Source organism: Vibrio sp. 10N.222.46.A1 (assembly GCF_041473595.1).
Classification (GTDB): Bacteria; Pseudomonadota; Gammaproteobacteria; order Enterobacterales; family Vibrionaceae; genus Vibrio; species Vibrio tasmaniensis_A.
On the sequence record NZ_JBFRSN010000731.1, the window covers coordinates 1 to 6,180 of the forward strand.

6 protein-coding genes are annotated in these 6,180 nt (G+C 43.6%); all 6 read right to left on the minus strand.

Annotated features, from left to right (window positions below; translation table 11 throughout):
* Nucleotides 1–22: 22 nt before the first annotated feature.
* On the minus strand, nt 23–826 hold the full coding sequence (locus tag AB4496_RS19250; protein WP_009847828.1) for a symmetrical bis(5'-nucleosyl)-tetraphosphatase: 804 nt from the start codon (nt 824–826) through the stop codon (nt 23–25).
* 29 nt (nt 827–855) lie between these two features.
* Entirely contained in the window at nt 856–1,236 is a 381-nt protein-coding gene (gene apaG / locus AB4496_RS19255; RefSeq protein WP_009847827.1) for a Co2+/Mg2+ efflux protein ApaG, read from the minus strand.
* Nucleotides 1,237–1,317: 81 nt separating this feature from the next.
* Nucleotides 1,318–2,133, minus strand: coding sequence for a 16S rRNA (adenine(1518)-N(6)/adenine(1519)-N(6))-dimethyltransferase RsmA (rsmA, locus tag AB4496_RS19260; RefSeq protein WP_009847826.1), 816 nt, complete (start codon nt 2,131–2,133; stop codon nt 1,318–1,320).
* Complete coding sequence (gene pdxA, locus AB4496_RS19265; protein ID WP_009847825.1) at nt 2,130–3,119, minus strand: 4-hydroxythreonine-4-phosphate dehydrogenase PdxA; 990 nt, start codon at nt 3,117–3,119, stop codon at nt 2,130–2,132. The genes rsmA and pdxA overlap by 4 nt, the downstream gene beginning before the upstream one ends.
* Nucleotides 3,109–4,404, minus strand: a complete 1,296-nt coding sequence (gene surA / locus AB4496_RS19270) for a peptidylprolyl isomerase SurA (RefSeq protein ID WP_009847824.1) — start codon at nt 4,402–4,404, stop codon at nt 3,109–3,111. Before surA ends, pdxA begins: the two co-directional genes overlap by 11 nt.
* Before the next feature lie 43 nt (nt 4,405–4,447).
* Nucleotides 4,448–6,180 (minus strand): LPS assembly protein LptD (lptD, locus tag AB4496_RS19275; protein WP_372131652.1); only part of this gene is annotated, 1,733 nt, incomplete at its 5' end.

A 6,180-nucleotide genomic window follows, 5' to 3' on the forward strand; every position in this document is an offset into this window, starting at 1 on the left:
TCGTATCTCGTATCTCGTGTTTCTATAGCGCTTTTTGAGTGAAAAACTGTTTGTCTTCCCAGCGAAGTATCGTCAAGTCTCCCCCCCACACACACCCAGTATCAAGTCCAATTACATCTTTTCCGTTATAGCCTTCAAGCGCAGCCCAGTGTCCAAAAACAACGGTTTTATCGAGCTTTATGCGTTGCGGAAGGTCAAACCATGGCACTAGTGGTTCATCGGTAATTTCATTCGGTGGTAGCTTACATGCCATGTCGAGTCGGCCATCTTCAAAACAGAAGCGCATTCTTGTCAGGCTATTGATCGCATAGCGATAACGTTCGATGTCTTGCAACTCGTTGTTCCAGAGATCTGGCGTGTTGCTGTACATGTTCTCAATAAGCCACTGCCAACGGTCCGATTTCAGTAATGACGTTATCTCTCGATTCTCTGTACGTGCTTGTTCTAAGTCCCATTGAGGTGAGATGCCCGCATGTGTCATGACAAACTCAGGGTGTTCTTGCATCAAGGGTTGTTGTCTTAACCATTCCAGCAATTGGTCACGGTCTTCAGCATCAAGAATTGGTTGAGTCTTGTCTTTTGGTTTGGCTGAAAAGAGGCCTAAGGAGACCGCAAGTAGATGTAAATCATGGTTACCCAATACCACCTTCGCTGAACTGCCAAGGCTACGAACAAAACGTAACGTCTCTAAGGATTTAGGGCCACGAGCAACTATGTCTCCGGCGACCCATAACGTATCTTGTTGTTTATCAAAGTTGATGGTTTCAAGCAGTAACTGAAGTTCGTCGAAGCATCCTTGGATGTCTCCGACAATATAATTCGACACAGCATTTTCCTGTAAGTGGTAGATGTGTACTAGTTAAGAATATTGGGGATGGCCAGTCTAAATGGGTCGACTTCTGTTATGAAATCAATGCCTTTATGATCGGTCATTACATAGTGTCCCTGCATGACTCCCACTGGGGTTTCGATGACGGTGCCACTGGTGTATGTGTATTCGTCATTGGCTTCAATCACAGGTTGCTGTCCAACCACGCCATCACCTTCTATGGTGAGTTGTTTACCGTTGGAATCAGTAATCAGCCAGCGACGAGACATAAGTTGTACTGTTGTTTTACTTAGATTTTTGATGGTAATGATGTAAGCGAAAACGTAGCGATTCTTAGATGGCTCAGATTGTTCTTCAATATATTTAGAATGAACTTGGCATTTGATACAAGGCGTAGATATATCCATATTCGCACCTTTTGTTGTTGGTATGCTTTAAGTATTACATAAAAAATAGGCTCCTCACCGAAGTGTAGGAGCCTTTTTCGATTATTTATCAGCGTTGTGACTGTCGTGCAACCAGTTCGCCATATCGACAAACTGTTCGAGCGTCAGGTTCTCAGGGCGCATGCCAGGGTTTACACCTAGCTCTTCAAGCACTTCCTTGTCGATTAGGCTCTTGTAGCAGTTACGTACTGTTTTACGACGCTGGTTAAAGCCTTCGCGACATACGCGATCTAACCACTTAAGATCTTTTGCCGGGTAAGGCAGTACTTCATAAGGCTGAAGGCGAACGACTGCAGAGTCTACTTTCGGTGGCGGAACAAATGCTGTTGGTGGCACTTCTAAAACAGGAGTGACTTTACAGTAATATTGAGCCATAACCGTTAGACGACCGTAAGCTTTAGTACCAGGACCCGCTGCTAATCGGTTAACGACTTCTTTTTGAAGCATAAAGTGCATGTCTTGCACGTCTTTATGGAACTCAAAAAGGTGGAACATCAATGGTGTAGAGATGTTGTATGGCAAGTTACCGAAGATACGTAGCTTGTTGTTTGGCTTAACAAGTTGTTCGAAATCGAACTTCATTGCATCGCCTTCATAGATCGTTAACTTTTCAGCAAGATCAGGGTGATTACGCAGACGTTCAGCAAGATCTCTATCCAGTTCAATTACTGTGAACTTGTCGACAAGCTTGCCAACAGGCTCAGTAATCGCACCAAGACCGGGGCCGATTTCTACTAAGTTCTGGCCTGGTAGTGGGTTAATACTCGATACGATGCCATCAATAATGTATGGATCGTTAAGGAAGTTTTGACCAAAACGTTTACGCGCTTTGTGCCCTAAGTGGACATCATTTCTCATTGCTTTTTCTCTACTAATTCAATGGCGTGCGTGAGCGCTGTTCTAAAGCTCCCTGTATCGGCTTGGCCTTTCCCTGCCAAGTCTAAGGCGGTACCGTGATCGACTGATGTGCGAATAAACGGTAAGCCAAGCGTGATGTTCACTGAGCGACCAAACCCTTTGTATTTCAATACTGGGAGTACTTGGTCGTGATACATACCTAAAACAGCATCTGCATCTTGCAAATATTTTTCATTAAAGATGGTGTCTGCTGGCAATGGGCCAACTAAATTAATACCATCTTTCTGGCGAATTTTTTCTAGCGTAGGGGTGATAGTTTCTATCTCTTCACGACCCAAACAACCATCTTCACCAGCATGTGGATTCAAACCACACACGTAGATAGCTGGTTTCTCAATCGCAAATTTTTCAACCAAGTCTTTATGCAGAATAGCAATGATTTGCTCTAATCTGTCTTCGGTCACTGCTTGAGATACATAAGCTAGCGGGATGTGCGTTGTTACTAGAGCAACACGCAGCCCTTCTGTTGCCAACATCATCACGACAAGTGGAGTATTGGACTTCTCTGCAAAGAACTCGGTATGGCCACTAAAAGCAACGCCAGCTCGGTTAATTACACCCTTGTGAACAGGGCCGGTGACAATAGCATCAAATTCATCATTCATACAGCCAATTGCTGCGGTTTCTAAAGTATTTAATACGTAATGACCGTTAGCCTCGTTGAGTTGGCCTGCAACTGCTGTTTCAGCTAGTGGAACGTGTTTCACAACCAATGTTCCAGAGCGTTGAGGTTGCTTGGGCGCGGTTGAATCGTAATCCAACAGCTCAACCTCAATCCCTAACATTTCAGCTCGCTCTGCTAATAGGGTTTTGTCCGCACAAACGACGAGCTGATGTGGCCAGCTTTCTTGGGATAAGGCGAGAGTTAAATCTGGCCCAATTCCCGCTGGTTCACCTGCCGTAATGACAAGGCGTTTAGTTGTCATCTTGGTCATCCTCGACCACTTCAACAAAGGCGCTAGCTCTTACTTCTTGCAGCCAAGCACCAACTTCTTCGTTGAACTTACGGTTAAATAGAATTTGATAAGCTTTGTTTTTCAATGCTGAATCGGTACGGTCGACTTCGCGACGGTCTAGTACTTCAACAATGTGCCAACCGTGCACGGTTTTGAATGGCGCACTGATTTTACCTTCAGGTAACGTTTCTACTTGGTGCTTGAATTCAGGTACGTATAAATCCGGAGTTTGGTAGCCTAACTCACCATCTTGTACTGCTGAACCTGGGTCTTGGCTGTATTGCTGTGCAAGGTCACCAAAGCTCGCTTCACCTGCGTTTACACGACGAGTGATTTCTTCAAGCTGCTCTTTCGCACCGTCATCACTCAAGATAACCGTTGGCTTAATCAAAATATGACGTGCATTAACTTCGGTAACTGCAACGGTTTCCAAACCTTTTACGTCTTCAATTTTTAGAATATGGAAGCCAACACCACTTCGGAAAGGGCCGATGATGCTGCCTTTGTTCTGCATTTTTATTTGATCTGCAAAAATCGTAGGCATCTCTTCTTTACGCATCCAACCCCAATCACCACCTTGCAGTGCTTTAGGGCCTTTAGAGTAAGTATAAGCCATGGTGCTGAAGTCTTTGCCGTTGTTTAGCTCTTCCACTAAATCAGTCGCTTGTGCTTCCAATTCTTCTTTGGTTTGGTCGTCATTGAATCGCAGTTGAATGTGGCCAATTTTGTATTGAACCGTCGCATTGGTTTCTTGCGCTAAGATGTCCGCTAGGTTGTCAACTTCTGCAGGAAGGATATTAATACGACGACGAACCAAGGCATTGCGCGCTTCACTTGCCGCAATCTCTTTTCTTACTTGCTCACGAAATGCATTGTAGCTCAGGCCTTCTTCAGCAACCGATGCTGTAAGTTGTTGCACTGTTTGGTTGTTATCTTTGGCAATGCCTTCAATCGCTTGATCCAGTCGAGCATCATCAATTCGAACCCCAATACGTTCCGCTTCTTGGGTCTGAATTGTATCGATGATCAACTTTTCGAGTACTTGTTCATTGAGCACGTCTTGTGATGGTAGTGTTTGCCCGCTTTTCTTCGCGTTTGCACGCAGTGTTTTCATTGAAGTATCAATGTCACTTTGTAAGATCACGCCCTCGTTGACGATTACTTTTACGCTATCGAGTTCAACTGGTGCGGCATAGCTTGTTGATAAAGTACAAGCGGCTGCGATAGCTATTAATGTGCGTTTCCACAATGTCATGTGTAATCCTTTATATTTACCGATGTTTTATCAGTAAAGAAAGTTAGTTGTTTAAGAAGAATGGGCGACCGTAGCTAAGTGCGTTATTTGAGCTTGTTTCACTTACTTCGCTTGAATCAGAGCCTATATTGGTACCAAAGCCAACAATACCGAAGTTAAAGCCAAAGTTTTTCTCGTATACTGGTGTCGCATTCGATGTGTTGATGTAATCACCTTCCCATCTACGCAATTGGTTACTATAGGTGAAGCCGATATACCAACAATCGGACTTGTAATTGAGTTTAGCTAACCACTCAAGGTTCTCTTCGGTTGTTAAATCATAGAAGTACTGAGCGCTGGCACTCCACTTACGTGAAATCTGGTAGGCTCCGAGTAATCCTGCTTGAGATATACCATCTTTAGTAATCGATCCAACATTAAAATCAACAGTGTCTTCGATATACTCTTTGGTTACGTAGCGGTAGTTGGTTTGGATATAACCACCAGAAAAACGGTACTCAATGGTGCTGTTGGCTAGTTGCATTGCTGTGGTATCGATGTCGTACTGAACCCCACCATGATAAAACAGGTAGTCGTCGTAATTAAAGTCGACTTCTACAGCCCAAGATGAGTAATTCGAGTTCTTATCTTTAGTATCAAGTGTTAGATGTTGTTTCGTATCTTTGTCGATATAAAAGATCTGTCCAAAAGACACATTGAGTCGCTCTTTATACTCATCATCAAAGAAACGAGATGATGCACCGTAGCTTACTTGGTTAGCTGCAGCGATACGGTCTACACCACTGTATTTACGGCTTCTAAACAGGCCATAATAATCAGTCTGCAGAAGTGTCGTATCGTAAAGACCAATGTTGTTTTGATCTTCTTTTGGTACATACAGGTATTGAACTTGGGGTTCTAGAGTTTGAGTGTAGTTACCAATAACCTTGGTATCTCTTTCTAAAACGATACCAGCATGACTCCTAAATTCAGGGATAACTCGACTTACTGACTTTTCTAAATCTTTATATTTGTCACTTGTGGTATCAACACCATCAAGATCTTGTTGGTAGTAAGTACCAAGAAGTCGGGCTTCTGTGGTCCAAGTACCCCAAGTGTTGCCTACTGGAATTGTAATTCCCGGCTCAACGTGAATACGAGTTGCCGATGGTTTCCCTTTTGCATCTGTATCAAACAGAGACACATGGCTGACCAAGTCGAAATCTAAATACTCCATTACCTCAGGGGCATAATAGTTATATTCAAGCTGTGGGAGCAGGCGGTATGGAAGGTTGTTTGTCGTATTTGTGAGGACCTGAAAATCTCGCACAAGTACAGACGCATCCCAATTTTGAGAACGGTATGTAGCCTGCCCTTCTTGAAGAAGCTGGCCATCTTCACGGTTACCAATGCCGCTTCCGTTGACATCTGTGAAGTACTCGATATCGCCAACTTTTGAGTAATCAATTTCAAACAACCAAGATTCTTGGAATATTCCTGAGTGATTAAGTTGAGCCCCCCAACGTTTGCCTTTCTCTGGGTATTTTTTGTCATCAGGCAAGTATTCAGACTTAATCATCCCGGAACCAAAATCGCTTAAATATCTAAATTCACTGTTAAGCTGGGTACCACGCTCTTTCATGTGCTTAAAAGTGGTTTTGAGGTCATACTCTGGTGCCAAGTTCCAATAAACAGGGATCTCAAATTCAAAACCATCACTTGAGCCATATGATACCGTTGGATATAAGAAGCCTGTTTTACGCGTATCACCAATCGGAACGGTTAAGTACGGCAGAT

Coding starts and splice junctions, on each gene's coding strand:
- rsmA (WP_009847826.1), bottom strand. CDS start 2,133: ATGAGAAATGATGTCCACTTAGGGCACAAAGCGCGTAAACGTTTTGGT.
- surA (WP_009847824.1), bottom strand. CDS start 4,404: ATGACATTGTGGAAACGCACATTAATAGCTATCGCAGCCGCTTGTACT.
- apaG (WP_009847827.1), bottom strand. CDS start 1,236: ATGGATATATCTACGCCTTGTATCAAATGCCAAGTTCATTCTAAATAT.
- pdxA (WP_009847825.1), bottom strand. CDS start 3,119: ATGACAACTAAACGCCTTGTCATTACGGCAGGTGAACCAGCGGGAATT.